This window comes from Streptomyces sp. NPDC008163, from assembly GCF_042956885.1.
Taxonomy (GTDB): domain Bacteria; phylum Actinomycetota; class Actinomycetes; order Streptomycetales; family Streptomycetaceae; genus Streptomyces; species Streptomyces drozdowiczii_A.
Map to the genome: position 1 here is coordinate 59,279 of NZ_JBIBHG010000009.1, position 24,441 is coordinate 83,719.

Consider the following 24,441-nt stretch of genomic DNA (forward strand, 5'->3'; position numbering starts at 1 on the left):
CACCGAACACCGCGAACGGAAGATCGCCACCGCCCCGACACGCAGGCTTACGGCGGCGTCCTGGATGCCCTGCGCGGAGAAGTAGCGTCAGAACGCGGAGGACGGACGGCCCGGCTTGATGCCCTGCGGCAGCCACGGCTCAAGCCGGAACCACTGGCCATTCGTCACATCATTACGCCCTACGAGGCGTGATCATGAACGAACAAGATCCACTTTCGCCACAGGGCCTAGCTTGATCTTTAACCTGTGCGGCGTGGGCGTGGGTTGGTGGGCTTCTTCTTTCGGGACGTGGTGGTGCCCGCTTTGCGGGGTGTATGGACGTCGTGGCGTGGGGTGGGCCGGGTGTTTTTTCGGCCCGGTGGTCGTCCGGGTCCAGGGCTGGGGGGTTTCGGTGCTCTGGCGGGACAGGCGGCTGTCGGGCGGATGTGCCGAAAGTCGCGGCGGACGCGTCCAGGCGTCAGTCTCTCGACGGGAACGGGCCTGTCCCATGGGCGGCGTCGGTCGGCTGCCAGTGGCCGGGCCAGTCGCAGCTGGGTATAGGCAGCGAGGATCAGCCAGGTCCAGCGGTCGGCCGCTTCGGGTGTGCGGATTTTCGGGCAGGTCCAGCCGAGGGTCTGCTTGAACAGGCGGAAGGTGTGCTCGATGTCGAAGCGCCGCAGGTATGCCTGCCAGAGCCGGTCGGTGTCCGCTTCGGTTGCGTCGGTGCCCGACCACCACAGCCAGACCGGCTTCGGGGTGGCTCCGCTGGGCAGGTGGTCGATGTCCAGGCGGATCACCGTTCCTTCGATGATCGGGAGGGTGCCGTCGGCGCGGCCCAGGACGAGCGGTGGGTCAGTTTGGGGTGGAGCCGGTTCCAGGACCGCGCCAGGGCGGCGCCGTAGAAACGGGTGTCGGTGACGGTTTGGGTGTCCGGGGCTCCCCAGGTGTCGGGCTGCCCGAAGACGAACTCGCCGCCATGCCGGGGCGGACGGCCTCTGGTGTGAGGTTCGCGTGGCGGGGCCGGCCGGCGCAGGACACGGTCCGAGCGCATTCGGGCCAGCACCTGCACCGGCAGATCCTTCAGCAGGAAGGCGAGGCGGGGCGCGTCGTATCCGGCATCCGCGATGATGAGGATGTCCGGGTCCCCGCTCTGCCACTGACCTGCGGTGATCAGCCGCTCGACCAGGTCGCGCAACTGTCGGGCGGTGGCGGTTGCGGTGTCGTCCCCAGGGGCGAGACGCAGCGCGTCCAGCGGCGCGGTCCACGAGCTGCGGCCGGGCTCGAGCGCGCAGACGATCGAGTAGGGCCACCCGGGAACGGGAATGTGCTGGTCCTTGCCCCGGCCGTAGGTGTGGCACAGGATCCGCTGAGGTGAGGTGTGAGCGTCTGGCCGCAGCCAGCAGGTGACGTCGACGGCCAGGACCAGCCGGCCGTCAGCAGCTCGTGGCAGCGGTACCGAGGCCAAGGTCCGCTGCATCCGTTCGGCATCGATTCGGCCCTGGGCGAGCGCGGCGTAGAGGCCCCCGTGCCCGCGGCGGTGTTCACCCACCAACGACAGCTCGGCCAGCGACCTCACCGGCCCGTCCCCACACAGAACCGCGTCTGTCAGCTCGAACAGGGCATCCGAACGAGCAGTGAGACAGGAGTAGAACTCGCCCCGGAAGCGTGACAGTTCGGCCAACGGCTCTCGCCGGGCATCGTGATGCAGCAGACTCATCCTCACGGCCTTCGTGCTGGACGTGTGTGTTCCTTGGTCGGAGCACATGTTCAGACGAAGGCCGCTTCCGTGTACGGCAGATACCAAACTGAGTGAACAAGTACGACGCACCGTTCGACGCCGCACGTTAGAGATCAAGCTAGGGGGTGTCTTGTCGATCAGGGTCGGATCAGGCCGCGGCGTCTGGTGCGGTGCATCGCAAGGCGCCGGAGCGTCTTGATAGCGGAGCTATTGGGGCGTTTCGGCAACGCCGCGAGGTGCCGTGCCAGGCGTCGCGGACCCGGCCACGATCGGCAAGACACCCCCTAGCCACGCCTAACCCTCGGCGGGAGCCTGGGTGGGCCTGGTGGCATGGCTGTGCTCCGCCGGGTCCGGCGGTGCACAGCGGCGGGGTGTGGTCAGGAGGTCGTGGGGATGCGCCAGTAGCAGTAGCCCTGCTGGTGGGCGTTGTAGTACTGGTCGCCGACGCTCACCAGGACGTCCCCGGTCATCGGGCCAACGATGCCGTCGACGTTCGTCGTCTCCCACAGGTCCTGGAACCACTTGACCATGGCCTCGGTCTTCGGACCCCACTGCGAGTCTTCGCTGAACTGCGAAGGCTCGTACGGCGGCCTGGGGTAGCGGTTGACCCAGGAGTGGGTCACGAAATAGTTGAGCGAGTGCTGCACGCACCACACCTGATCGCCGGCGGTGGAGCGGCCGTAGCCGATGTTCGCTGCGCTCGTCGAGGCGGTGGCGGTGGCGACCATGCCGAGTGCGGCGGCGGCGGCGAGGCCCGCAGTGAGGGTGGCACGGGTCAGAGTCGTACGAATGTTCACGGAAGCTCTTCCTTCAAAGCAGGCTTGGCGGCACCGCGCCCCGCTGGACGAGGGCCCGCGAAGCACAACGGCGGGACGGGGCGGGGTCAGAACGAAGGGAGACGCCAGTAGCAGTAGCCCTCCTGACCCGGAGTGTTGTTGTTGTAGTACCAGTCGCCGTCGATGATCAGGTTGTAACCGGTCCACGAGCTGACGATGCCGTCCACGGGCAGCCCCAGGTCGCCCTGGTACCACTTGACCATGGCCTCGGTGATCGGCCCCCACTGCGAGTCCTCGTGGAACTGCTCCGGCGTGTACGGCGGCAGGGTTGAGATCATGTCCCGGTGGTGGGTGACGTAGTAGTTGATGGAGTGCTGTACGCACCACACCTGGTCCCCGGCGGTGGACCGCCCGTAGCCGATGCTGGCGACACCCGGCGCGGCACTGGCGCTGCCGGCCAGCCCGAGCACGACGGCTCCCGCGGTCACGGCGGCGGCAACTTGCCCGATTCTCGTACGAAGGCTCACTGCGTTTCCTCCTGTTGGCCCTATGCCTTCGAGGTTAGGCGGGGCTCTTCACCGAGGCTGTGCACTCCGTGCGCAGTTTCTCCACCTTCCATGCACGCACGACCGCGCCCGCGCTCCCGTGCGGGGCGCGGTCAGTTCGAGGGGATGTGGCCAACTGCTTTGGCCTCAGTCCTGCCTGGGCCACTGGTCGGGCCACGTGCCCGGACCGTCTCATCCCGGCCGCCCGCTCCGGCACTCCACACGCTCAGGTCATCGAGTCGCTGACTCGTTCCGCGCCCACATCCCGTGAGCCGTCAGCCGCGAGACAAGACGCTCTGCTCTGCAACTCTTCCCACCTGGGTTCTGGCAGCAGACAGCTGATCAGCAGCAACGAGGGTCTGTGGCTGAAGTCATCTCGGCGGCCCGGACGGTTGCTCCCTGGCGTGACGTGCCGGAGCGTCACGGATCCTGAGACCGTGTCCACGACGTGTTCCGGCGGTCGGTTTTAGACCGTGTCCTATGTGGTTGGCCGGGCGAGTCGTTTGGCGGCCGAGCGCTCGCTGCCTATCTCGTCGACCGGACCGCCACGAAGCTGCGCGGGGGTCTGACCGCCGACGAAGCGTGGCAAGAGGCCCTCCTCAGGAGCGCCGAGCGCCGCGCCGACTCCGTCGTCCAGTACAAGACAGCCCCGTAACCGAGCAACGGCAGGCCGCTCCCGCACTCCCACTCCCCCGCGCCGCCACGACGGGCAGCTCCGAAAGCCCGTCGTGCCGGACCCACTCAGTAGCGGCGCATGGAGCGGTGAAGACGCGCACGGGCCTCGGGCTCGGCAAGGCCGAGGCATGTGGCGATCGTGTCCCGGGGCTGGTCGTCGGCCCGGGACATGTGAGCGGCGACCGCGCCGGCCTCGGCGGTCGTGGATTCCAGTGCCCCGACGATGCGGAGGGCGGCCAGGACGTCCAGGCGCTCCCACAGCCGGGCGGGGAGATCAGCGACGTCCTCGGGGACGGGACGCTTCTGTGCTCGACGTCCGTCATGTGCTGCTTCCACGGCGCGACCTTTACCTCCGGCAGGACGGAGCCGTACCGCTCCGGCCGGGGCGGCCTTGCCACTGCGCGTGAAGGCAGCCGATGATGAGGACCAGGGTGTGCCGGACGGGGGTGGCGGGCATGCGTGAACTGTCGACGGCGCCGAGGTGGGAAACCCCATTCGACGCGGAGGAATTCCCGCAGGAGTGGGTCGAGCGACTTCCGGTGCCGCAAGCATCCTTACAGGATCGTATGCGCGCGCTGGCCCCCTTCGTCGAGGCCGCGAGGCGCGGTCCCGCGTACGAGCATCTCCTCGGGGTCGCGCTGCTGCGCGCCGGCCAGGCGTTCGGGGCGGCCGCCTCCCTGCATTCGGCTCTCGTCGCGGACCCCCGACGCCGTGGGGCCTGGGCGGATGCGGCCACCGCCTACGCGGCGACTGAGCGGCTCGAGATGGCGACGTGGCTGCTGGCTCACGTGGTACAGGGATTCGAGCACATCGGTCCGCACGTCTCCCCTTATCCTAACGACTCGTCGAGGGCCACAGACGCCCACAACCGTCTGGTCGCGATCCAGCGGCGGCACCTCCAACACGCCGACGAACTGCACTTTCTCGACCTGCGCACCGCCGTGGACGCGGAGATCCGTGAACGGCTCGGCGACGAGCCGCTGGGAACGGAGCGGCTTTTGTTGCACACCGCGGCGCTGATTTCCCTCGGAGAGGCGCGGGACGCGCTCGAACCGTTCGACCGGGCGGCGGCGCTGCTGGAGCAGGACCCCCTGCTGGCGGGCGCGACGTTGGAACAAATGGCGCGGATCCGTATCGCGGCAGGTCCTGCGCAGGAACGTGACGAAGTCCTGGCGCTGCTGCAACGAACCGCACCGCACTCGGAGGTGCTGACGCGTCTGCACAGGCCGACCCTTCTGGAACGGCGCATGAGCGAGCAGGAGGCCTCTCTCGAGGCGCTGCTGTTGGCGGCGGAGGCCGAGCGCGGGCAGCAGGGCCTCCGCGAGCCGTGGGAACAGCTGCGGCTGCGTGCCCGCGCCTCCGAACATCCTGAACCGTACCGCGAGGCCCTGACACGGCTCGGCGGGTTCCGGAACGGGGAGGGGCAGGATGAAGGATGAGTACCGACAGGTACTGCCGCTGCAACTCGCACTTCGCAGCCTGTCCGCCCCCACGTACGGGGAAGTGCTCGACCTGTTCGGGCAGATCCCGGCGGGCGGCCATGGGATGGCGGTGGACTACCTCCGGGAACATGCCGAGATGGTCCGTGACTGTGGCCGCGTCTCACAGGCCGAGTTGGCGGAGTTCCTCGCCGATCGCTGCGAGGCCCTGGCGTCCGACACGGCCACCACCGCACAGACGGAGGACCTTGGCGGAGACGGGTTCCCCGAGCTTCTGCGCCGTGCCTGCGCGGCCGAGGGGGTACTGGGCGCCTACCGGTTGCTGGAGGGCCATCGCTCGCTGATTCCGGAGGAGCCGGTGCGGTCCGCGGTGCGGCTGCTGACGGACTGGGGCGCCGACCGCACCGGCAACGCCCATGCCATCGCCGCACTGGGGCTGCTTGCCGAGGACGGTCCGAGCCGGGTGACGGCTCGTGCCGACTGGGCAAACCACCTGCTGAAGCAGGGCCGGAACCAAAGGGCGCTGTACCACGCGGCACGTGCCCTCTCGTTGCAGCATGCGGTGGGCGACGTGGGTTCGCTGGTGAACACCTACCTGCAACTGGCTTCGGTGTACCTCGCGATGGACAACCTGCCGCGCCGGGCCGAGGTACTGGAGCAGGCGTTGGCGGCGATGGCCTCGGAGCCCGGCGTCACCTCCATGGAAGACGCGGCGGTGAGCTTCCAGCTCGCGGACACCCTCGTCTCCCTCCACCGCTACTGGGAGGCCGTTCCCGCGCTGGAGCGCGCGGAGGCCTTCGCCGCGCGTCCGGACAACGACTCGGAGGGTGCGTTCATGCCCTCCCGCCGGGACCTTCTCAGCCTTCGGGCCCACGTGGCGGAGGCCGTAGGTGCGTTGGGAGCAGCAGCAGATGCCTACCGCGAACTGCTGGAGCTGCCCGAGGTGTCGCTGCGTACCTCGCCGCGTACGTCGGTGACGTACGGCCTGGTCTCCTGCCTGACGCGGACCGGCCGCCAGTGGGAGGCGTTCGAACTGCTCGACAACGAACTGGAACGCGCCGAGCAGCAGGGGACGGGGCAGAGGCAAGCGCTGCCGCTGCGCTGCATGCTGGCCGGGCTGCTGTTCTCCGGCACCGATCCACGTCTGCCCCGCGATCTGCTGTCGCTGGAGTCGCATCTGGTACGCGGCATCTTCGAAACGGCGAGTTCGACGTACCCTTGCGCCGGCGAGCTGTTCGTCACCATGGGTGACCTGGAGCTTTCGGAGGGGTACGACGAAGGCGCGGCGGAATGCTACCGCTATGCCCTCTACGTATCCGGGGACCTCGAGTATGCGCGGCAGCCGGAGCAGCTTCCCGAGCGGATGCGCGAGCGCATGCTGTTCTCGCGGCTGATTCCGCTGGAGGGCGGCCTTGAGGATCCTGTCTTCTTCGTTCTGGGCAAGCTGCGCGAGCGTATGCTCCGTTCCCTCCCCTCAGGTACGGCGATCCTGCCGGACACGCGTCTGCTGGCGCTGCAACGGCTGTGCCGCGTCGAACGCGACCCGGAGCGGCGCAGGCACTTGGCGGACCAGCTCGTGGAGGGGGTGCGCCGTGCGCTGGAGAAGGAGCCGCAAGGCACCTTGCAGACCCTGACGGTTCCGGTGTGCGAGACGATCGCCGAGGTGCACGGACCGCTGGTGGCGACGCGGCTGATGGAGGAGGTCATGGCCTCTTACGACGCCTACGGCCGGGTCCCGGACCCGGATCTGCCGCTGGGGCTGGCCCGGATGCTGTTGTGGATGCCGGGCGGCCACCGACGGGCCTTCGAGGTGCTGTGGCACCACCGTGACCTGCGGCTGAGCCTGCGGGATATGCATCCGGTGATGCAGGACGCGGACCAGGCGGCCGGATTCGTCCTCCCTCTGTACGAGGCGTTGTTGTCCTTGTTGTACGAGTACCGCGAGGACCTGCCGTTGCCCGACGAACGCCCGCCGGCGCTGCTGGCCTTCGACCTGCACGAGGAGGCCAAGGCCCGGGGGGTCGCCGAGGACCTGGCACGCATGCCACTGGCCGAACCCCCGGGCGTACCGCGACACGTGTGGGAGGACGAGCAGCGACTGCTGTCCATGCAGCGGCTGATGGCAGGTGGTCGGCGTCCGGACAAGGCGTGGACCTGGCGAAGGTGCGCATGGGCACTTGCGCACGTGTACGACGAGCTGCGGGACGTCGCGCCGGAGTACGTACGGCTGCGCAGCGCGCAACCGGCCGACTCCACGGAGGCGCTGCGGCTGCTGGGCGACGCCGCTCCGGAGGGAGGCATGGTGCTGGCCTCCTACTTCACCGGCGAGTCGGAGACCTTTTGCTTCGTGTTGGCTTCCGGCGAGGACGCGCTGTGGTGGTACCGCATCCCGACGGGGCGCGCAGAACTTCATGAGGCGGCCGAGGGGATCCGCCTCGTCGTCGACGGGGACCGCGCCGCGTTCCCTCCCGTCCCCCCGATCAAACCGCGGCGGCCGGCCCCGCTGCAGCTGGACGGCCCGGCCGAACAGCTGCTGCCGTTCCATGAGCTGCTGGCCGGCCGCGAGCTCCTGTGCGTTGCACCGCACGGGCCGCTGTCCGTGCTGCCGCTCGGCGCGCTGCGCCTGCCGGACGGCCGGTACTGCATCGAGCAGACGGCCCTCGTGTACACCCCGAGCATCTCGGCCCTGGCCGTTCTGCGTGCCGCAGAACCCCCCGGCTCGGACGCTCTGCTGTGCGTACGGGTCGCGGCGGAGGAGGACCTGCAGGGCCGCGGCGGCGGATTCGAGGCCGACACAGTCCGTCCCGCCCCCGGCTGGCGGCTGTCCTCTCTCGCCGGCACCGCGGCCACTCCTGAGGAAGTTCTCACGGGTATCGAACGGGCCGATCTGGCCTACATCGCCTGCCACGGGTACCAGGACCACACCGACCCGGAGAACTCCGCCCTGCGGCTCTCCGACGGAGCCGCCCGCCCCGGTCGGCACACCGATCCTTCGTCGCAGCGGGCGCGTCGGAGCTTCCTGCGGGCACGCGACCTGACAGGCTCGCGCACCCCGTCGCGCGTCGTGCTGCGCGCCTGCTCGGTGGGCTGGCACGAGCCGGACCACCCCGGCGAGGACTTCACCGGCCTTCCCCGCGCCCTGCTGCGCGGAGGGACCCGCACGGTCCTCGCTCCGATCTGGCAGGTCGACCGCACGAGTTCCGCTGTCCTGCTCGACGAGGTGATCGGCGGAGTGATGGACGGTCGCCCGCTGTGGCGCGCACTGTGGGACGCGCAACGGCGCATGCTTGCCGACGCGGATCACCCCTACCTGTCTCATCCTTACCACTGGGCGGCGTTCGTTCCGCTCGGAGACTGGAGCTGACATGACCAGTGAGATCCACGCCGAACGGGCGGATGCCCTGCCGGACCGGGCCGCCCTGCTCGCGCTGGAGGAGGCGACACACGAGTTGGGCCGCACCTACCCCACCGGTCTGACGAACGTGCTGCAAGCGCACGATGTCCTGAGAGAACTGTTCGCCCAGGCAGGCGCCGGCGAGCCCCCGCTCCGGGCGGACGATCCCCCGGCCGCCGCGCGCCGTGTACTGGCCGCGCTCGTCCGCGAGGAGGGCGCGCGGAAGCTGGTCGAGGAAGTCCTCGCCGACCCGCCGGAGGACGACCAGATGGGCGGCGACGACCTCGTCGCCGATCTGACCGTTCTCGCCGGGGTCCTTGCCTTCCTCCGCCTGCACGTCGCCTTCCGGTTCAAGCGGGACGACGGCCGCAGCACCGTCGAGTTCCGCTTCGAAAAGAAGCCCGTCAGCGACGGCATGCTCGCCACCCTCGTCCGTTCCGTGCTCAGCCTGATGAACCGCGAGCCGTAAAGCCCCGAAGTCACGCGTTCCGGCACGAGGGCCACGAGGAGTGCCAGCGCTGGTGGCGGGCCCACGCTCTGGCGGCTTGGGCCGTATCGAAGAAGCTTTGGCCGTGGCCGAAACGGACCCGAAACCGTGGCCCGACCCCGCAATCATCGGGCCGACGCTTCAGCACGGCCGGAGACCTCGACGCCGCCGCCACGGAACTGCGCCGACTCGGCTCGCTCATGGCATGTGAGGAGTTGTTCGAGGTCTTGGTCCGTCGAGGGCAGGCCGCTGAGGGCGCAGCCGTTCACCCCCACCGTGGCCGAGCAACGGGCCACGGAGCGCTCAATGCACGTCGAACTCGTAGCCGTGCTGGATGTCGGCGGGGCAGCTGAAGACCCGCAGGTCCCCCCATCTGCCGACCGTAATGCCTGTGGTGGCGTCGCTGGCCACCGTGAACAACAGCTCCATGACCGCACCGCACTCCCGGCAGAGCATGGTGCATGGCTCGGTCAGGTGCCAGGTCGGCCACCCGCCGAACTTGCTCCCCGCGACACGCGTGATGATGTCGCCTCCCTCATCGTCGCTCCCGGTCTCCTTGACGAGCTGGTGCACCTCGTCCTGGAGGCTGGGCGGGAGTTCCCTCGGATAGGGGAAGTCCGTCAGTGCTACGGGTGCCAACAGGCACGGGCGCGGGGTGAATCCGTAGTCGTCGTCCTCGTGGCGCACGGGTGGCGGAGGCTGGGAGGGCTCGGGCGGCAGGGTCGCAGCTTGCCGCCAGCGGATCTCGACGACCGGGCTCCCATCGGCCTGAGGCGACGGTGGATCCCAGTGCGTGTTCGGGCACCACAGCAACTGGAATACGTCGGCGCCCTCGGGCCACCACTCCCCCGGTGCGTCGCGCCGGAACACCTGTACCACGGGCAGCATCGCGACGGGAGGCTGTCCGGATGAGGCATGTTCGTCCGGTAGGGAACAGTGCGGCCAAGGTTCGTCCGGCGGCCAGAGCAACGGCCCGGCAACCGAACTGTCGTACAGGCCGGGAACCCCCGGTGTCGGGTGGAGCACCACCGCAGGCCGCCCGTAGGGCGCGAGATCGGGCACGGACTGGACTATTGCTTCGGCAGACGGTCTGTTCGAATACGGCAGCATGCTCTCGATGTTAGAACTCGCGCGACTCCCGGCTGCGTCCGTGCCGTCCGCGCACCCGCTGCGGCCTGGTCCTGGCGACCGGAGCCCGTGTCGCCTGCGCGAAGGCGAGCGTCGGCTTGGTGGCGAAGGCGTAGTCCTTGTGGGCGTGGAGTGTGCCGGGCTTGCGCAGTCGGCGGCCGCGGCGCGAGCGGATCGGCGGGGTGCCCTTCACGGGCGGGATCAGGGCCTGGCTGTCATGCAGGTTGGGCCCCGGAAATTCCGACGGAGACGGGCAGACCATCCCGGTTCCCGCGCTCATGGTGAGGCCTCTCGAAGAGGCGGACCGTGGCTGTGCGGGGCGCGTATGCGGGCGGCAGGAGCACAATGGCCGCATCCGGGTGCAGGAGACACACCTGGTGCCACCTGTGCTTCTCGTGCCCCTCCGGCCCCTCACAGCCATGGATATATCCCGTGCAATCTCACTGGTGGATGTTCCAGACTCACCTCGTGGCAGACACGAGGATGTTGCAGGACGCGGTCACTGACTGGGCGAGGGGCGGCCCCGCGGAGCCGGCGCACCACCTGGCCGACGAGGCGAGGGTGAACACCGCGGTGCTTCTGGAAGGGCCCAGTGATGTCGCGGCCGTCGAGACTCTGGCAGCTCGGCACGGCCGGGACCTGGCCGCCGAGGGGGTGTGCGTCGTGTCCATGGGCGGGGCGATGAACGTCAGCCGCTATGCCCGGATTCTCGGGCCTCCCGGTCTCGGCTTGCGTCTGATGGGACTCTGCGATGAGCGGGAGAAGGGCTTCTACGAGCGTGCCCTGACGCCGTCGCAGGCTGCGCCCACGGACCTCTACGTATGCAGCGCGGATCTCGAGGACGAACTTGTCCGGGCGCTCGGCGCGGCACAAGTCGTGGACGTCTTCCGCGCTGAGGGTGAGCTTCGTGCCTGGCAGTCCTTCCAGCGTCAGCCTGCACAGCAGGGCCGGCCCCGGCAGCAGCAGGTACGGCGCTTCCTCGGCACGAAGAAGGGCCGCAAGATCCGCTACGGTCGTCTCCTTGTCGAGGCCCTCGCACCGGACCGGACACCGCCCCCGCTCGCCGGGCTCTTCGCGAACCTGTAGAGCCATGAACGGACCACCGCCGGGTGACCGCTCTGTACGTCCGTACCGGCAACGTCAACCCACGACGAACAGGTCTCACTCCACACACAGCCCCAGCTCACACACCGAAACCACCAGGGTCAAGGACCTGTCTCCTTGAAGCGTGAGTACCAGTGGTTCCGAGGGCTCTTCTCTGTGCTGTCAGCATCGCCTGGGATGCTCCTGCGTATGAGACAGAAGGTCATGCCCGTAATCACACAGTTCACAGGGACACACGAAGTCTCTTCCGACCTGAGACGTCAGCTCATCGACTGCTGGATCGCGGTCACGAACGTCGGCGGAGCTGCGGGATTCCCCTTTCCGCCCGTCCACGACGACGTCGTCGAGCCGGCCGCGGACGATCTTCTCGGTCATCTCCACCCCTCACGCAGCCGTCTCCTCGTCGCGAGGTTCGGGGAGGATCTCGCCGGATGGGTTGTCCTCAGGCGTGACCCCTTCAGGCTCGTCGCACACTGGGGGTCCGTCCACCACCTCCAAACCCATCCGGACTTCCGCGGCCGTGGTGTCGGCTCCGCTCTCATGCGGGATCTGCGGACAGTTGCCCGCGACGAGCTCGCACTTGAACAACTGCGTCTCGCGGCCAGGGGGAAGGAAGGGCTGGAGGATTTTTATGGCCGCCTCGGGTGGCGGGAGGCAGGCCGCTGGCCCAGTGCCCTGCGCTTCGCGCCCGACGACACCCGGGACGAGATCCTGATGCTCCTTGATCCCCTGTGACCGACCTCCTCTGAGCAGGGTCCTTTCGATCACTCGTGAGCCCGTATGAGGATGGCGGCAAGTAGGAGTGCTGCCCGGCGGCGATGGCGAACTTGTCTGTTCGTATGGTCGCTCCACGCCACCGCTTGAGCCGGTTGATGCATCGTTCGACCGCGCTGCGCTACTTGTACGCCTCAGCGTCGAAGGCCGGTGGGCGGCCTCCGTCTCGGCCTCGCCGCAGCCGCTGGCCAACCTGGTCGGGGGGCTGGGGGATCACAGCGTGGAGCCCACGCCGTCGGACGTGATCCCGGATCGCACGCGATGAGTACGCCCGGTCCGCCAGAACGGCCTCTGGCCGAGTCCTCGGCCGTCCGGGTCCGCTTCGTGAAACAAGGATGCTGGTCATGAGGGCCTCGGAGGCTGCGGCGTCGCCCGTCCGGCCTGCGGTGACGCGAAGGGCCAAGGGCCATGCATGGCTGTCGTCGGCGAGGAGGACTTCTGTACTCAGCCCGCCGCAGGAGCGCCCGCGGGCATGGTCATCGGGCTCAACTCGAAGTGGCACCCCTTTCCTTCCGGCTCCGGCGGCTTGCTGGTGTGCCCTGCAGACGGTGGCATCCACCGACACGGTCCAACCGATGTCGCCAGTGTGGCCGGCCGCTGTCAGAATGCCGCAAAGACGCGTTCCCAGGTGCCGCCTATGGCCCACCTGATCAGCCGTTTGCGAGCGGCCCGGAACGAGCCGAACTGGTCCGGCAGATCTCGCCCGGGGAGGGCGGTGCGGTACTTCCACGCGACGGCCTCCACTCGGCGAGCAGAGCTGACCCCCGGGGGCAGCGGGTCCGAGGTGCCCTGCCAATCTATTGCACCAGCAGCACCGAGATGCGTGTTCGGCGCGGCAGTTGGCTGTGCCGACGGCAGTGCTTATTCCGCCGAAGTGGTGCTTCTGCTCTGGTTTGCATGGAAGCGCGCCTTCTTCTGACGGTTGCCGCAGGTGTTCATGTCGCACCATCGGCGAGTGCGGCTTCTGCTGGTGTCGAAGAAGGCCGCCCGGCAGGTCGGTGAGGCGCACAGGGCCAGCCGCCCGTCCCGTTCACCGGCGATGACGGCGATCGCGTCGGCGGCGATCACGCCCAGGGCATCCTCCAGGGCGGAAGCTGGTCCCAGCTGCCAGCGGCGCTTGCCCTCAGGTGTGAGCATCGCGGTGGCCCGGCCGTGTCCGCTGCGGTCGTTGAGTATTCGGACAGCGCACGCGGGCAGCGGTTCCTGGAGTGCGGCTGCGGTCGCGGCCGCGTGGATCGACTCCCTCAATTCCCGGGCGAGGTCGAGCTGGTCGGGAGTGCAGGAGCGCACGTCGAGGCCGTAGATCGCCAGCCAGTCGGCGAGCCGTCGCGGCGTGGGAATGCGCTCCACGGCCTCGCCGTGACGCTCGGACAAGGTCCCCGTGAAGCTGGTCGCCAGTACGGCTCCGAGGCGGAAGTCGGGGAACTCAGCACGCATGGAACCACCATAGCCGGTTGCGCGTAGGTGCGAAGGCACGCTAGAACCGTCATTGCCGGTTCGCATGGGGATGCGGCGCCGGTATCACGCTGACCAGGAGGTCCCATGTCTCGCCCCACCGATGACGTGTACGCATTCACATCCCGCACCACCGACGCCGAACTCGACGACCTGCGTGCGCGCCTGTCCGCAGCGCGGCTGCCGGAGACCGAGACGCACCGTGCCGCACCGGGCCCGCGCCGGTGGGACCAGGGCGTACCACTCTCCGACCTCGTCGACGTCGTCCACCACTGGCGCACGGGGTACGACTGGCGGTGGTTCGAGGAGCGCTTGAACGCGATCGGCCAATTCCGCACGACCATCGACGGCCTGGGGATCCACTTCCTTCACCGCCGATCACCCCGTACGGATGCCACACCGCTGCTCCTCACCCACGGCTGGCCGGGCAGCATCGCCGAGTTCATCGACGTTGTCGATGAACTGGCTGACCCGAAGGACACCACTGGACCGGTGTTCCACATCGTGGCCCCGTCGTTGCCGGGTTTCGGTTACAGCGACAGGCCGGTGGTCACCGGGTGGGGGGTTGGCAAGATCGCGGCCGCATGGGTGGAACTCATGCGGAGGCTGGGCTACGAGAGGTTCGCCGCTCACGGCGGCGACTGGGGAGGCGTGATCACCACTGTCCTCGGCGGCAGGTTCCCCGCCCAGGTCCTCGGCATCCACACCACGCTCGCGCAGGCACCACCCGGGCTGACCACCGAAGGGCTGTCGCCGACCGAACGCCGGTGGGCCGAGGAGACCCGCGACTTCTGGCAGCACCGCTCGGCGTACGCGAAACAGCAGACGACCCGACCGCAGACCATCGGCTACTCACTCGTCGACTCACCGGTCGGTCTCCTCGCCTGGATCCTCGACAAGTTCGCCGAGTGGACGGACAGCGATGACAGCCCGTTCGAAAGGATCTCCATCGACCGAATCCTTGACGACGTCACCCTGTACTGGCTGACACGGACCGGCGCGTCAGCGGCCCGCATCTACTACGAGAGCCACGGCGGCGTCAACGCCCTCGACCCCGACCTCCGCGTCGACGTCCCGTCAGCCATCACCATCTACCCCAGCGACATCGAGAAGTGCCCACGTCCCTGGGCACAGCAGCGGTACCGGCAGATCGTCCGATGGACGACGCCCGAAGCCGGCGGGCATTTCCCGTCGCTGGAAGTGCCCGAATACTTCGTCAAGGACCTGCAAGCAGGCATGACGGCAGTACTCGGTGAGGGCTGGACCAAGGGATATGGAAGGCACCTCTGATTGGACAATGCGAAACGGGCATGGCTGCGGCGCGGTGGTGCCGCGTCGTGCGCCGCTCCTTAGGGGAAGAGGCCGGGCCGGGAGAGCGGGCCGCGGGTTTCGAGACGCTGCGGCTGCGCGGTGGGAAGGAGCAGGCCGGCCATGACCGCCATCATGGTGAACAGGGGATGGTCCAGGACGTGCAGCATCATGCCGGTGTTGAGGGTGACCGGATCGGCTCGCGCCGCCCGCGACCTCAGCTGGTCTCGCGACGCTGCTTCATCTCGGCTTCGGCGATGTGATCGCGGCCGCCGCTCAGGGCGTCGCGTACCCGGCGTTCCACTTCGGTGAAGCGCCGGTGATAACCCTCGTCGTACGCTTCGACGATCTCGAACGTCCACATGCCCGGCAGGACGTCCGTGCCCTTCACCTCGTGCTCGACCAGGTCGGCCTGTTCGTCGTGTCCGGCCTCCCGTAGCCGGCGCACCGCCTCGCCAACCGTCCGGTCCGCTCCGCCGGTCAGCTGGTGGAAGTCGTACAGGCGCCCGCGGGCCCGCTGGGTGGTTTCCAGGGCCTGGGAGAGCAGCCCCAGTGCCTCCACCGTAGCGTCGTCCATCCCCGGCAGCCGCTCATGCCGTTGCGGTCCCTGGGCCTCTCCCTGCACGTTGTCGGCCATCGCCGTCTGCCTTCCTTCAAGCAGCGGGCCCTTGTCCGCCCGCCGGTCCGGCTCCAGTCTGCTTCAGCGGGCAGCGGGCAGCGGACAACGATCAAGCGTCGCGATCGTGTGTCTCCGACGGTCGCCCTGTGATGCGGGCGCACCGGGCATGCCCGCCACGAGGTGGACGGGCGCACCGCGCCGGAACAAGCGGTCGGCGGAAGTCAGTGGCCGCGCAGCGCGGTGAGCACGGCCAAGGGGGTCGCGGCCGCCCATGCCTGCGGTGAGCAGGAGTGGGGGTACGGCACCGGCCGTGGATGTTCGGACCGCGCGTAGCCGGCCATGACCTCGGGCAGCCGGTGACCGTGGTGGGCGGACGCTTCGAGCAGGCCGAGCGCGACCTCGCGTGTCTCCTCCGTCAGACCACAACGTGCCAGGCCCAGCAGAATGATCGCGTTGTCGTGCGGCCACGAGGTGCCCCGGTGGTAGGACAGCGGGTGGTATCCGGGCTGTCCGGACGCCAGCGTACGGATGGCCCAGCCCGAGAAGAAGTCCGGTTCCAGCAGTCGCCGGCCCACGCGCTGTGCGTGCGCCGTGTCCAGGATGCCGGACCACAGCAGGTGTCCGGCGTCCGAGGCCAGCGAGTCGACCTGCCGGCCCTGGCCGTCCAGGGCCAGGGCCGGGAAGTCGGGGCCGGCCATCCAGAAGTCCCGCAGGAACCTGTCCCGCAGGCCGGCGGCCGCGCTGTCGAGGCGGTCGGCGTACGCGGCGTCGTCCCACACCGAGCGGGCCAGCCGCGCGGTACGCACCAGCGCGTCGTAGGCGTACCCCTGTGCCTCCGCGACGGCGATCGGGCCCTCGGCCTGGGAACCGTCGAGGAAGCAGATGGCGCCTTCGGAGTCCTTCCAGTTCTGGTTCACCAGGCCGTTCGGGTCGGGTGAGTAGACGAGGTAGCCGTTCTCGTCGAGGCCGCCGTCGCGGAACATCCAGGACACGGCGGCCCGTGCGTGGCTTTCGAGCCGGATGGCGAGGAGGGGGTCGTCAGTGGCCTCCGTGTAGCCGTCCAGGAGCACCAGGAAGAGGGGGGTGGCGTCGACCGATCCGTAGTAGCGGCCGTAGGGGACCTGCCGGAAGTGGGCCAGTTCTCCGTGCCGGATCTCATGGACGACGCGCCCCGGCTGTTCCCCGCGCGTGGTGTCGTATTCCGTGCCCTGGGTCGCCGCGAGGGCACGCAGGGTGCCTTCCGCGAGTTCGGGCCGGTAGGGAAGCGCGAAGAGTGAGGTGAGCAGGGAGTCCCGTCCGAAAAGGGTCAGGAACCAGGGGATGCCCGCTGCCGGCACCAGGACGCGTTCGCCGTCCGGGCCGACGGCGGGGACCCGGAGCGCGGCCAGGTCGCTGAGCCCGCGGGCACACGCGTCGGCCAGGCCGTGGGGTGCGTCGACGGGGAGGGGCAACGGAGCGGCCGTGAAGGCCGCCGTGTCCGCCGCATGCTCCGCCACGGCGTCGGCCGGAGAGTCCACCTCGGCGGGATCGGCCGCGCCGTGGGCGAACGCTGTCACGGTGAGCAGGAGTCGGGCGGTCCCGTGGGCGGGCAGCTTCAGGTGCCAGTCCAGTTGGTGGGCGGTGTCCGTCGCGCCCGTCCTCCGAACCGAGGTCGGGGCGGGGGAAGAGCGGACGACCGTGCGCGAGAGCCACGTACCGCGCTCGTACCTGAAGGTGGCGCCCGTGGCGTGGGCGTGTGCCGTGTGCAGCGCGCCGTCCTTCTCGTATCGGCGCTTGTCGGAACGCAGCTCGAACTGGTCGGCGAAGTCGGCGTCGGCGATGACGGAGAGGACCGCGTCGACCGGCTCCGTACGGTTGCTGACCAGGCGCAGACTCTCTGTCAGCACCCCTGCGGCGACGGCCTGTTCACGGAAGACGGTGTACGCGGCCGGCTCGTCCCGGGTGCCTGGAGGTGTGAGTACGCACAGGGCGGACGCGTCGCCGCCCGACGGCACCAGCACGTCGGGCGCGGCGCCGTCGACCGTCAGGGTCCACCGGCTCAGGTGGCGTGCGTCGCGGTGGAACAGTCCGTCGGGCGCGGTTCCGCCACGGCCGGTCACACCGCCGTCGGCCGCGAGGACGGCGAGGGTGCCTCCGTGGACCAGGGTGGTGTCCGCGCCGGCGGCCACGTCGTTCATGTGTGTACTCCGATCGAGGAGGCGTCCGGGGCAGCGGGCTCCTCCGCCAGCAGATCGAGGGTGAGGGCCGCGGTCCAGCCGAAGGCGCGGGTGCCGCGGGCCTCAGCGGTGAAGGGGTCCACGTACTCGGCGAAGGCGCTGTCGCCCGCCGCGTCGAGCATGGCCGCCCGCAGTGCGGTCGCCGCGCGCACCTGCCCGTATTGGCGCAGCCCCCGTTCCAGAAGCCAGTTGGTGTTGAACCAGGCGGGCCCGCGCCAGTACCGCGAGGGGTCGAAGGCGTGTCCGGTGACATCGTACGAGGGTGCCATCGGGATCTCGCCGAGAAGGAACGCACTGCTCCGGGCCGTGGCCAGCAGCGCGTCGGTGATCTCCTGGGGAAGGCCGGGGACGATGAGCGGGACGAGTCCTGCGACGCTGCGCTCGGTGATCAGCTCGTCGCCGACCAGGTCGCGGGAGAGGAACATGCCGTGGGCGGGCGACCAGAGCCGCTCCACCAGGGCGTCGGTCAGGCGGGCCGCCCGGGCCTCGTGGGGAGCCGGGTCCGCACCGGTCTCGGCGGCGATCCGGGCCAGGGCGTGCTCCGAGACGATCAGCAGCGCGTTGACGCACGGGTCCTCGACGGCGAAGCCGTGCGTGCCCGGCGCGTCCGCGTAGCCGCTGTCCCGGTAGTCGGCGGCGAGCCTGACGTACCGGCCGTAGTCCAGGTCGGTGGGGCGTTCGGCGGCTTGCCCGTGATCGAGGTCGGCGCGCCGGTACGAACCGGGTGCGGCCGGTTCGACGCGCCGCAGCGGGCCGTCCCAGCAGGGGCTGTTGTCCATGCCGGGCTCCCACGGGTGCACCATGGCCGCCAGGCCGCCGCCCCCGAGGTCGCGCCGGTCCGTGAGGTAGTCGTGCCAGGCCACCAGTCGGGCGTACACCCGGGGCAGGAAGCCGCGGCTGCGGGAGGTTTCCGGGTCGGCCTGGTGGACGAGCCAGGCGGCGAGCGCGTGGACCGGGGGCTGCACGATGCCGGAGGTCTCGGTGCCGGCCGGGGCGCCGGAGGGTGCACCGCTGGTGGAGGAGCGCCAGAAGTCGGGGCTGGGGAAGTACGCGTCGAGGGGCACGTCGGGGCTGAACACGATGTGGGGGACGCGTCCGTCGGCCCACTGCGCACCCAGCAGGCTCTCCAGCTCACGCTGGGCGCGGCGCACCGACAGATGGCGCAGTCCGATCGCGATGAAGGCCGAGTCCCAGCTCCACTGGTGCGGATACAGGCCGTGCGACGGGACGGTGGAGGAACCCGTCCAGTTGGTGAGGAGTACCCGTGCCGCGCCGCGCCGAAGGGTCAGGTCATCGGCGGCGGCGGGCACGGGGGTCTGGAGCAGCGAGGTCACGCGCCGGACCTCCGGAGGAACGCCGGGATGGACCGCACGGCCGCGAGGGGGTCGCCGGTCAGCCGGCACTCGGCGGCGAGGTAGCCGTCGTAGCCGATGCTGTGCAGGGCACCGATCCAGGCCGGCCAGTCGAGGTGGCCGGCGCCGGGCTGGAAGCGGTTCGAGTCGCTCACCTGGGCGTGGCCGATGTAGGGAGCGGCGGCCAGGATCGAGGCGGACGGGTCGGCTTCCTCGATGTTCATGTGGTAGCTGTCGATGCCGATGCGGACGGAGTCCAGGCCCACCGTGCGGATCAGGTCGACGGCCTGGTCCAGCCGGTTGACCATGTGGTCCTCGTAGCGGTTGAGCGGCTCCAGATAGAGGGTGACGCCCTCGCTGCGGGCGTGCTCGCCCAGCTCGGTCAGGCCGGCCAGCAGCACCTCGCGGTCCTCCTCCTCGGTGCGCGGCGGCTCGAAGGGCGGCAGCCTGCGCGAGAACATCCCGTACGACGCGGGGGTCTGCACGCCGAGGGCGCCGATCTCGGCGGCGACGGAGAGCTGCGACTTCATCTGCTCCAGCGCGTCGCGGCGCAGGTCGTGGTCGAACGCGGCGAAGAAGTGCAGCATCTCGACGCAGACGGTCGGCATGACCACGCCGTCGGCGAGGGCCTGCTTGAGCTCCGGCAGGCGGTCGCGGAAGTGGAAATCGCCCCGGGAGCGCAGTTCCACGGCGTCGTAGCCGGCGTCCTGGGCGAAGGCCCACTTCTCCTGGAGCGTGTCGCCGGGGAGAAGCTGTTCCTGGCAGGCGGTTTTCAGCATGGGATGCCTTTCGGCGCCGACGGCGGGCGCTCGGGGGATGGTGGTGGGTGAGTCGGATCCGGGCGGGCCGGACTCAGAACTCCAGGACGACCTGGAGGGCGTCGGCGGGCGTCTCGTCGAGCAGCACATACGCGTCAGCTGCTTCTGCCGCCGGGATCACGTGACTGACCAGGTTCTTCACATCGACCTGGCCCTCGGCGACCAGGGACAGGAAGGTCTGCTGGAGCCGCTCGACGGTCCAGCGGCCCGCCAGCTGCGGAGGGACCCCACCGATCTGGGAGCAGATCAGCTGCACGCGGTTGTGGTGGAACTCGTCGCCGAGACGCAGCCCCGCGCCGTCGCCCTGGTAGAAACCGGATGCCACGACGCGGCCGCCGACGGTGACGGAGCGGACGGCTTCGTGGAGGGCCGGGTAGACCCCGCTGATCTCGATGGCGACGTCGGCGCCCGCTCCTGAGGTGGCTTCCCGGATGCGTTCGGCGACGCTGTCGGTGCGGGCGTTGAGGGTGTGCCTGGCGCCGTAGTCACGGGCCGTCGCGAGGCGCCCGTCGAGCGCGTCGACCGCGGTGACGCGCGCGCCGTTGAGCTGGGCGAGCCGGGTGGTGAGCAGCCCGATGACGCCTTGGCCGAAGACGGCGACGTCCTCGCCCAGGTGGATGTCGGCGGCCAGGATCGCGTTGTAGGCGATGGCGCCGACCCGGGCGAAGGCCCCGGCCAGCGGTTCGAGACCGGCGGGCAGGGTGTGGCCGACCATGCGCTCGGCCGGGACGACGCCCTCGCTGCGGTGGCCCCAGATGCCCCAGACGAGGTCGCCCGCGACCGGCATTCCGGGCGTGCCGATGAGTTCCGGGGAGACCTCGGTGACCTCTCCGACCTCGGAGTAGCCCCAGCCGGCCACCGGGTATTCGATCCCGGCCGCTCCGTCGCGGAAGATGCGGGCCTCGGCGTCCCAGGTGCGCGTCAGGTACGGGTTCGTACCCCGGTAGGCGGTGAGTTCCGTTCCTGCGGAAATGCCGGAGTAGCGGGTGCGGACCCGCAGATGCCCGGCGGGCAGCGGAGCGCTCTCGTGCTCGGCGACTTCGACCTGACGGGGGCCGGTGAACTGGACGACGCGTTCCACGTGGGGCTCCGGTAGTGCTGGGAGGGGTACTGCTCGCTGACTTCCGTCGAAGATATCTCAGAGTTATGTCTTGTCAACAAGCAAAAGTGATGCTGAGATGCGTGAGGTAAGTGCGTAAGTGGCGTGAGGACAGAGCATGGTGATGAGGATCCGACGGTCGAGGGCGGCCCTGTTCGGGCTCGCCGCGGCCCTGACCGGGGGCCTTCTGGCCGGCTGCTCCGGCAGCTCGGGCGCGGACAAGCCGGACAACAGGATCACGGTGTGGTCGCAGGAGAATCTGCCGCCGCGGATGGCCGCGACCAGAAAGGTCATCAGCCGCTTCGAGAAGGAGAGCGGTGTCAAGGTCGACCTCGTCGGTGTGGACGAGGCACAGCTGCCGCAGCTGATCATGTCCGCGGCGGCGGCCGGCAAGCTGCCGGACGTCATCGGGGCGGTCCCGATGGGCCAGGTCTGGCAGATGTACGGAAACGGCCTGCTCAACACCAAGGTCGCGAACCGCATCGTGAAGGACCTGGAGCCGAGCACGTTCAACAGCAACGCGCTCGCGCTCACCTCCGACAAAGGCACCAGGCTCGGCGTCCCCTCCGACGCCTGGCTCCAGATCCTCGTCTACCGCAAGGATCTGTTCGCCAAGGCCGGGCTCGACGTGCCGGACGACTACCGAAGCGCCCTGAAGGCCGCGGCCACGCTCGACAAGGACGGACGGGACGGCATCTCGCTGGCCACCGATCCCTCGGACGTCTTCACCCAGCAGAGCTTCGAGGACCTCGCCCTGGCCAACGGCTGCCAGCTGGTCGACGAGGCGGGCAAGCCCGCTCTCGGCTCCCCCGCGTGCCGCACCGCCTTCAAGGCGTACGACACCCTCGCCCGCGAGCACGGCGCCCCCGGCACCCAGAGCGTGGACACGACCCGCGCCACCTACTTCGCCGGCAAGTCCTCGATGATGGTCTGGTCGTCCTTCCTGCTCGACGAGCTGGCGGGCCTGCGCTCCGACGCCCTGCCCAGCTGCCCGGAGTGCAAGAAGGACCCGAAGTTCCTCGCCCGCAACACCGGTGTCGTGACCTCGCTGAAGGGCCCCGACGGCAAGGAACCGGCCCAGTTCGGCGAGATCACGTCATGGGCCGTCACCAGGACCGCCGAGACCGGCGCCTCCGAGAAGTTCATCGAGTACATGATGGGCAAGGGCTACGCCGACTGGTTCGGCATGGCCCCGGAGGGCAAGATCCCCGTCCGCACCGGCACGGCACAGAAGCCCGGCTCCTTCGAACAGGCCTGGCGCTCCAGTGTCATGGGCGTCGACCGGCGTGAATCCATGCGGAAGGCATACCCCTCGTCGCTCCTGGACCAGCTGGTCACCGGCGTCGGCGACATGCAGCGGTGGGGTCTCACCCAAGGGCAGGGCACGCTCGTCGGTGCGACCAACGGCGAGCTCCCCGTCGCGAAGGCCATCGGCGCGATGACGAGCGGCCAGCTCTCTCCCGATGACGCCGCCGAGGAGGCCGACGACGAAGTGACCGCCCTCCAGAAGTCCCTCCAGTAGCCCGACGCCGCTCCCCCACGAGGTAACCGTCCCATGAGCACAATCACGAGCGGCGCGAAGAAGCGCCGCATCCCACCGCAGACTTCGAGCAGGCGGGAGAACCGCGCAGGGCTCGCCTTCGTGACCCCCACCTTCCTCGTGGTCCTGGTCGTGGTGATCCTGCCGATCCTGTGGACCGTCCTGCTCGCCTTCCAGAACGCCAAACTGGTCGACATCCAGCAGAACGGCCTCTTCGGCCGCTGGACCCTGGACAACTTCGCCCAGGTCTTCGGCTCACCCGGCTTCTGGAGCAGCCTCGGCACCACGCTCCTCTACACCGTCGGCGCCACTGCCGGCTCCGTGGTCCTCGGCCTGATCGCCGCCCTCGCCCTGCGCAGGCCCTTCCGCGGACGGGGCGTCCTGCGTGCCGCGATGCTTCTCCCGTACGTCGCGCCCGTCGTCGCGGTCTCCTTCGTCTGGGAAGTCGCGCTCAGCCCCCAGTACGGCATCGTGAACGAGTGGGGCCGCAAGCTCTTCGGGTGGGACGACCCCATCGCCTTCCTCTCCACCAGGTCCTACGAAGTCGGCCTCCTGGGCATCCACTTCGACATCCCGCTGGCACTGCTCACCGTCATCGCCTTCGAGACCTGGCGCTATTTCCCCTTCGCCTTCCTCTTCATGCTCGCCCGGCTCCAGGCGGTCCCGGCCGGCCTGGAGGAGGCCGCCGAGGTCGACGGCGCCACACTCTCCCAGCGATTCCGGCACATCCTGCTGCCCCAGCTGATGCCCGTCATCGCCCTGCTGTCCGTCCTGCGCTTCATCATGACGTTCAACAAGTTCGACGACATCTACCTGCTCACCGGCGGCGGTTCCGGCACCGACGTGGTGGCCGTCCGCGTCTACGACTTCCTCACCTCGCGCTTCGACGTGGGAGCCGCCTCCGCGCAGGCGCTCGTCCTCGCCGTCGTACTCATGGCCCTCCTGGGCATCTACTTCAAGTTCTTCGGCAAGAAGACGCAGGAGGAGTCGGCATGACCGCCACCCCCGTACTCACCCACGACGAGGCGGAGCACACCACCCGCCCGGTGCCCGCCCCGCGGCGCAGCCGGCTCAGCCGCGCCCAGTTCGAGGAACGGTTCTTCGGCGTCATGCGCTGGGTGGTGATCGCCTTCCTCGCCGCGATCACGATCGTGCCCTTCTACTACATGCTGATGCTGTCGCTGAAGCCCATCGACGCGCTCCTCCTCGATCCCGGCAACCTCTGGATCTCGGCCAAGGACTTCACGCTCGACACGTACGAGAGCGTCCTCAAGTCCACGGAGGACGGCGGCCAGGGATTCCTCGGCATGCTGCTCAACTCCGCGCTCGTCGCCGTCGCCACGGTCCTGCTCACGCTGGCCGCCGCCGTTCCGGGCGCCTACGCGGTCAGCCGGCTGAAGTTCTTCGGCAGCCGCCAGGTCAGCGCGCTCTTCCTGGCCGTCTACCTCTTCCCGGCCACCCTGCTGGCCGTGCCGCTCTTCGTCATGTTCGCGAAGATGGGCCTGTCGGGAAGTCTCGTCGGACTCGCCATCGTCTACATCGCGCAGACGGTGCCCGTCTCGATCTACATGCTCAAGAACTACTTCGTCACCATCCCCTTCAGCATCGAGGAAGCGGCCGCGATCGACGGGGCGTCCCGGCTGCAGACCGTACGAAGGATCATCCTGCCGCTCGCCCTCCCCACCCTGATGGCCACCGGCCTGTACGTCTTCATGATCGCCTGGAACGAATTCCTGTTCGCCCTCCTCTTCCTGGCAGCCGACCCCGACCGGTGGACGGTCTCGCTCGGCCTCCAGCAACTGGCCAACGGCATCGAGGTGTCCAAGACGGTGCTCATGGCCGGGTCGGTCGTGCTGACCATCCCTGTGGTACTCCTGTTCTTCTCCGCCGAACGGCTCCTCACCGAGGGCCTGACCAGCGGTGCGGACAAGGGCTGACCGCCGGCGGGCACGACAGCAACAGCCCCTCGGGGCAAGCACGGACGAGACAGACGGA

General features: G+C 69.3%; 20 protein-coding genes and 3 pseudogenes. 9 read left to right on the forward strand and 14 right to left on the reverse strand.

Annotation, left to right across the window (positions count from 1 at the left end; all coding sequences use genetic code 11):
* Positions 1–239 precede the first annotated feature (239 nt).
* The 4 genes and pseudogenes from ACFZAT_RS20665 to ACFZAT_RS20680 form a co-directional block, all read right to left on the reverse strand.
* Positions 240–1,696 (reverse strand): annotated as a pseudogene (locus tag ACFZAT_RS20665) (NF041680 family putative transposase).
* Between the two features lie 398 nt (positions 1,697–2,094).
* Entirely contained in the window at positions 2,095–2,514 is a 420-nt protein-coding gene (locus ACFZAT_RS20670; RefSeq protein ID WP_391265677.1) for a peptidoglycan-binding protein, read from the reverse strand.
* Between the two features lie 86 nt (positions 2,515–2,600).
* Positions 2,601–2,981 (reverse strand): peptidoglycan-binding protein, encoded by a 381-nt coding sequence (locus tag ACFZAT_RS20675; RefSeq protein WP_391265678.1) that lies wholly within the window; start codon positions 2,979–2,981, stop codon positions 2,601–2,603.
* A gap of 798 nt (positions 2,982–3,779) precedes the next feature.
* Positions 3,780–4,049 (reverse strand): hypothetical protein, encoded by a 270-nt coding sequence (locus ACFZAT_RS20680; protein ID WP_391265679.1) that lies wholly within the window; start codon positions 4,047–4,049, stop codon positions 3,780–3,782.
* 119 nt (positions 4,050–4,168) lie between these two features.
* On the opposite strand from ACFZAT_RS20680, the gene ACFZAT_RS20685 reads away from it, so the two are divergent.
* Genes ACFZAT_RS20685 through ACFZAT_RS20695 form a run of 3 tightly spaced genes read left to right on the forward strand, consistent with a single transcriptional unit; the run spans position 4,169 to position 9,015 of the window.
* Positions 4,169–5,152 (forward strand): hypothetical protein, encoded by a 984-nt coding sequence (locus tag ACFZAT_RS20685; protein WP_391265680.1) that lies wholly within the window; start codon positions 4,169–4,171, stop codon positions 5,150–5,152.
* Entirely contained in the window at positions 5,142–8,516 is a 3,375-nt protein-coding gene (locus ACFZAT_RS20690) for a CHAT domain-containing protein (protein WP_391265681.1), read from the forward strand. The genes ACFZAT_RS20685 and ACFZAT_RS20690 overlap by 11 nt, the downstream gene beginning before the upstream one ends.
* A 1-nt stretch (position 8,517) precedes the next feature.
* Complete coding sequence (locus tag ACFZAT_RS20695; RefSeq protein ID WP_391265682.1) at positions 8,518–9,015, forward strand: hypothetical protein; 498 nt, start codon at positions 8,518–8,520, stop codon at positions 9,013–9,015.
* Positions 9,016–9,336: 321 nt separating this feature from the next.
* Here ACFZAT_RS20695 and ACFZAT_RS20700 read toward each other — a convergent pair whose 3' ends face one another.
* A complete protein-coding gene (locus tag ACFZAT_RS20700; protein WP_391265683.1) occupies positions 9,337–9,921 on the reverse strand; it encodes a hypothetical protein in 585 nt (194 codons plus the stop codon).
* A gap of 346 nt (positions 9,922–10,267) precedes the next feature.
* A pseudogene (locus ACFZAT_RS20705) lies at positions 10,268–10,430 on the reverse strand (IS5/IS1182 family transposase); the annotation flags it as partial.
* 199 nt (positions 10,431–10,629) lie between these two features.
* Here ACFZAT_RS20705 and ACFZAT_RS20710 point away from each other — a divergent pair.
* Entirely contained in the window at positions 10,630–11,247 is a 618-nt protein-coding gene (locus tag ACFZAT_RS20710) for a TOPRIM nucleotidyl transferase/hydrolase domain-containing protein (protein ID WP_391265684.1), read from the forward strand.
* Between the two features lie 207 nt (positions 11,248–11,454).
* Complete coding sequence (locus tag ACFZAT_RS20715) at positions 11,455–12,000, forward strand: GNAT family N-acetyltransferase (RefSeq protein ID WP_391265685.1); 546 nt, start codon at positions 11,455–11,457, stop codon at positions 11,998–12,000.
* Between the two features lie 29 nt (positions 12,001–12,029).
* Here the strand turns inward: ACFZAT_RS20715 and ACFZAT_RS20720 are convergent.
* Positions 12,030–12,783, reverse strand: a pseudogene (locus ACFZAT_RS20720) (IS5 family transposase); the annotation flags it as partial.
* Positions 12,784–12,900: 117 nt separating this feature from the next.
* The gene (locus ACFZAT_RS20725; protein WP_391265686.1) at positions 12,901–13,476 is read right to left on the reverse strand and encodes an ABATE domain-containing protein; all 576 of its coding nucleotides are present in this window, start codon (positions 13,474–13,476) and stop codon (positions 12,901–12,903) included.
* A gap of 105 nt (positions 13,477–13,581) precedes the next feature.
* Between ACFZAT_RS20725 and ACFZAT_RS20730 the strand changes: the two genes are divergently transcribed.
* On the forward strand, positions 13,582–14,784 hold the full coding sequence (locus ACFZAT_RS20730; RefSeq protein WP_391265687.1) for an alpha/beta fold hydrolase: 1,203 nt from the start codon (positions 13,582–13,584) through the stop codon (positions 14,782–14,784).
* A gap of 59 nt (positions 14,785–14,843) precedes the next feature.
* On the opposite strand, the gene ACFZAT_RS20735 is transcribed toward ACFZAT_RS20730, so the two are convergent.
* The 6 genes from ACFZAT_RS20735 to ACFZAT_RS20760 form a co-directional block, all read right to left on the reverse strand.
* Complete coding sequence (locus tag ACFZAT_RS20735; RefSeq protein WP_391265688.1) at positions 14,844–14,975, reverse strand: hypothetical protein; 132 nt, start codon at positions 14,973–14,975, stop codon at positions 14,844–14,846.
* Between the two features lie 44 nt (positions 14,976–15,019).
* Complete coding sequence (locus ACFZAT_RS20740) at positions 15,020–15,439, reverse strand: hypothetical protein (RefSeq protein WP_391265689.1); 420 nt, start codon at positions 15,437–15,439, stop codon at positions 15,020–15,022.
* 203 nt (positions 15,440–15,642) lie between these two features.
* On the reverse strand, positions 15,643–17,598 hold the full coding sequence (locus ACFZAT_RS20745; protein WP_391265690.1) for a glycogen debranching N-terminal domain-containing protein: 1,956 nt from the start codon (positions 17,596–17,598) through the stop codon (positions 15,643–15,645).
* Entirely contained in the window at positions 17,595–18,971 is a 1,377-nt protein-coding gene (locus tag ACFZAT_RS20750) for a trehalase family glycosidase (RefSeq protein ID WP_391265691.1), read from the reverse strand. Before ACFZAT_RS20750 ends, ACFZAT_RS20745 begins: the two co-directional genes overlap by 4 nt.
* Positions 18,968–19,768 carry a TIM barrel protein gene (locus tag ACFZAT_RS20755; protein WP_391265692.1) on the reverse strand — a complete coding sequence of 267 codons (801 nt, stop codon included), beginning with the start codon at positions 19,766–19,768 and terminating at the stop codon, positions 18,968–18,970. The genes ACFZAT_RS20750 and ACFZAT_RS20755 overlap by 4 nt, the downstream gene beginning before the upstream one ends.
* Before the next feature lie 73 nt (positions 19,769–19,841).
* Complete coding sequence (locus tag ACFZAT_RS20760) at positions 19,842–20,888, reverse strand: zinc-binding dehydrogenase (protein ID WP_391265693.1); 1,047 nt, start codon at positions 20,886–20,888, stop codon at positions 19,842–19,844.
* Between the two features lie 142 nt (positions 20,889–21,030).
* On the opposite strand from ACFZAT_RS20760, the gene ACFZAT_RS20765 reads away from it, so the two are divergent.
* The 3 genes from ACFZAT_RS20765 to ACFZAT_RS20775 all read left to right on the forward strand — a co-directional run bounded on the left by ACFZAT_RS20765 (position 21,031) and on the right by ACFZAT_RS20775 (position 24,383).
* Positions 21,031–22,428: an extracellular solute-binding protein gene (locus ACFZAT_RS20765; protein WP_391266025.1), complete on the forward strand. Its 1,398-nt coding sequence runs from the start codon at positions 21,031–21,033 to the stop codon at positions 22,426–22,428.
* Between the two features lie 33 nt (positions 22,429–22,461).
* Entirely contained in the window at positions 22,462–23,442 is a 981-nt protein-coding gene (locus ACFZAT_RS20770; RefSeq protein WP_391265694.1) for an ABC transporter permease subunit, read from the forward strand.
* Between the two features lie 113 nt (positions 23,443–23,555).
* Entirely contained in the window at positions 23,556–24,383 is an 828-nt protein-coding gene (locus ACFZAT_RS20775) for an ABC transporter permease subunit (protein WP_391266030.1), read from the forward strand.
* Positions 24,384–24,441: the final 58 nt, after the last annotated feature.

Excerpts from the sequence above, each read along its gene's own strand:
- ACFZAT_RS20685 (WP_391265680.1), top strand. The coding sequence starts at position 4,169 with ATGCGTGAACTGTCGACGGCGCCGAGGTGGGAAACCCCATTCGACGCG.
- ACFZAT_RS20690 (WP_391265681.1), top strand. The coding sequence starts at position 5,142 with ATGAAGGATGAGTACCGACAGGTACTGCCGCTGCAACTCGCACTTCGC.
- ACFZAT_RS20695 (WP_391265682.1), top strand. The coding sequence starts at position 8,518 with ATGACCAGTGAGATCCACGCCGAACGGGCGGATGCCCTGCCGGACCGG.
- ACFZAT_RS20700 (WP_391265683.1), bottom strand. The coding sequence starts at position 9,921 with ATGCTGCCCGTGGTACAGGTGTTCCGGCGCGACGCACCGGGGGAGTGG.
- ACFZAT_RS20715 (WP_391265685.1), top strand. The coding sequence starts at position 11,455 with ATGAGACAGAAGGTCATGCCCGTAATCACACAGTTCACAGGGACACAC.
- ACFZAT_RS20725 (WP_391265686.1), bottom strand. The coding sequence starts at position 13,476 with ATGCGTGCTGAGTTCCCCGACTTCCGCCTCGGAGCCGTACTGGCGACC.
- ACFZAT_RS20730 (WP_391265687.1), top strand. The coding sequence starts at position 13,582 with ATGTCTCGCCCCACCGATGACGTGTACGCATTCACATCCCGCACCACC.
- ACFZAT_RS20735 (WP_391265688.1), bottom strand. The coding sequence starts at position 14,975 with ATGATGCTGCACGTCCTGGACCATCCCCTGTTCACCATGATGGCGGTC.
- ACFZAT_RS20740 (WP_391265689.1), bottom strand. The coding sequence starts at position 15,439 with ATGGCCGACAACGTGCAGGGAGAGGCCCAGGGACCGCAACGGCATGAG.
- ACFZAT_RS20745 (WP_391265690.1), bottom strand. The coding sequence starts at position 17,598 with ATGAACGACGTGGCCGCCGGCGCGGACACCACCCTGGTCCACGGAGGC.
- ACFZAT_RS20755 (WP_391265692.1), bottom strand. The coding sequence starts at position 19,768 with ATGCTGAAAACCGCCTGCCAGGAACAGCTTCTCCCCGGCGACACGCTC.
- ACFZAT_RS20765 (WP_391266025.1), top strand. The coding sequence starts at position 21,031 with ATGAGGATCCGACGGTCGAGGGCGGCCCTGTTCGGGCTCGCCGCGGCC.
- ACFZAT_RS20770 (WP_391265694.1), top strand. The coding sequence starts at position 22,462 with ATGAGCACAATCACGAGCGGCGCGAAGAAGCGCCGCATCCCACCGCAG.
- ACFZAT_RS20775 (WP_391266030.1), top strand. The coding sequence starts at position 23,556 with ATGCGCTGGGTGGTGATCGCCTTCCTCGCCGCGATCACGATCGTGCCC.